Source organism: Escherichia sp. MOD1-EC6162 (genome assembly GCF_002965125.1).
In the GTDB taxonomy this organism is placed as follows: Bacteria; Pseudomonadota; Gammaproteobacteria; order Enterobacterales; family Enterobacteriaceae; genus Escherichia; species Escherichia marmotae.
The window spans coordinates 1-1548 of the sequence record NZ_PTSB01000072.1; the positions used below are offsets into that span (position 1 = coordinate 1).

Annotated in this window: 4 protein-coding genes; all 4 read right to left on the bottom strand. The window is 57.5% G+C overall.

The window, feature by feature from the left end:
- Positions 1-27: 27 nt before the first annotated feature.
- From A9587_RS24130 to A9587_RS24145, 4 genes are read right to left on the bottom strand one after another with little or no spacing between them, the layout of a single operon-like run.
- Positions 28-255 (bottom strand): TraR/DksA C4-type zinc finger protein, encoded by a 228-nt coding sequence (locus A9587_RS24130; RefSeq protein WP_105281988.1) that lies wholly within the window; start codon positions 253-255, stop codon positions 28-30.
- On the bottom strand, positions 252-860 hold the full coding sequence (locus tag A9587_RS24135; RefSeq protein WP_105281989.1) for a hypothetical protein: 609 nt from the start codon (positions 858-860) through the stop codon (positions 252-254). The genes A9587_RS24130 and A9587_RS24135 overlap by 4 nt, the downstream gene beginning before the upstream one ends.
- Positions 848-1258, bottom strand: a complete 411-nt coding sequence (locus tag A9587_RS24140; RefSeq protein WP_032084917.1) for a hypothetical protein — start codon at positions 1256-1258, stop codon at positions 848-850. The genes A9587_RS24135 and A9587_RS24140 overlap by 13 nt, the downstream gene beginning before the upstream one ends.
- Complete coding sequence (locus tag A9587_RS24145) at positions 1233-1484, bottom strand: hypothetical protein (protein ID WP_105281990.1); 252 nt, start codon at positions 1482-1484, stop codon at positions 1233-1235. The genes A9587_RS24140 and A9587_RS24145 overlap by 26 nt, the downstream gene beginning before the upstream one ends.
- Between the last annotated feature and the right edge of the window lie 64 nt (positions 1485-1548).

Consider the following 1548-nt stretch of genomic DNA (forward strand, 5'->3'; position numbering starts at 1 on the left):
CCCACAGAATGGGCCAGTTGGCTCTGATCATTTCCCAGGACACGTTTTCCTCCTGCGTTCCCGCATCTGCTGACAGTCAATACAGGTCACCACATCCGGCAGCGCCGCAAGGCGCTGTGCCGGAATAGCGTTCCCACAGTCATTGCAGAATCCCTGACTGTGGGGCGCTTCTTTTGTCCGCGTCTGCCAGGCTTTAACGACGCTCTGACGCTCGTTCAGAACTACTTCACTGATGCGGTCGATTTCGTCGGTCATTTCGGCCCCGCAGACATTTTGTGACGGCTTGACTTGCTGTAACGGGCAAAGCCGTCAAGGGTTCGCACGCCGAGATAGCCCAGCGCCGGGGTAAGTAACATCAGCGTGATATCCCAGTCCGGTGATGGCATATGCAGCGTGATACCTCTGGCACCCGCAATGGCTCCGGCAATCTGGCCGCAGGAGAGCAACAGCACATAGGCCAGACTGCTGTAACAGGAAAGGCGGGCCAGCAGCGGGCGCGTCTGGCGCACATAGCTGTCCGTGGCGTTGTCACCATTGCGGATGGTTTCCTGCTGTTCGTGGTGTGCGGCCTGCTGGTCAGCCAGCACCAGCTTCTGCCGTTCCACCTCCAGCTGTTGCAGCTGAATTTTCAGGGTTTCCAGCTGCATCAGTTGCTCCGGTGACAGCATCACCAGTTTTTGTTCCAGAATGCGTTGCTGTTCAGCCACCGGCAGGCTTTCCCGGACGCTTTCCACCATACCGGCCACCGAGTCAGCGGCGGCAGATGTGCTGCCACCAAACCAGCGCCCGACGGAACGAATCAGCCCCGGCCCGGCTTTCAGCAGAACAGAGGCGATGCCTGAAAGGGTTAACGGATCCACGGGAAACCTCCATACAGATAACGCTGAAGACAGAGCAGACCGCCGCAACTGCCACCACATAGCCAGAACACCGGATGCACCGGTGACATCATCATCAGCGTGCTGAAGACGCAGCAGAAATATCCCAGCGCCCAGACCACCCATGACCACACGATGATGTGGCGACCAAAAGCCCGGTAACGAACCTCAGGCAGCAGGCGAAATGGCACATTCCCGAGGCTTGCGCTGTATGAAAACAACACCACCCCGGCAAAGGACAACAACATCAACACGAACGATCGCCAGCCACATAACATGCTGATGATGAACATGCAGAGTGTCAGTCCGGCCAGCGGCCATGGCGTTCTCATCAGTCGGGAACAAATCAGCCAGTCACACAGTTTTAAAATTTTGTTCATTACCTTTTTCCACATTGAATTTTTCCCTGTACTTCTGGCACTGCCAGTAAATGTCCCGTGTATCCACGGAGTTCCAGCCACGCATGTAGTAGCTGGCGTGTGTGCCGTCATGGCCGGTATAGTCCAGCGGTTTCGGGGGCGGACCTCCGGCCATGCGGTGCAGAACCTCCTGACGCAGGCGGTCACGCCGCCCGGCTTTCAGTGAGGCATCCCAGCCTTTGCCCATATCACCCCCGCGTGGCGGACATGATGCCCAAAGGGGTATCGATGATTTCCAGACAGGCGTCGGT

Coding starts and splice junctions, on each gene's coding strand:
- A9587_RS24130 (WP_105281988.1), bottom strand. CDS start 255: ATGACCGACGAAATCGACCGCATCAGTGAAGTAGTTCTGAACGAGCGT.
- A9587_RS24140 (WP_032084917.1), bottom strand. CDS start 1,258: ATGAACAAAATTTTAAAACTGTGTGACTGGCTGATTTGTTCCCGACTG.
- A9587_RS24145 (WP_105281990.1), bottom strand. CDS start 1,484: ATGGGCAAAGGCTGGGATGCCTCACTGAAAGCCGGGCGGCGTGACCGC.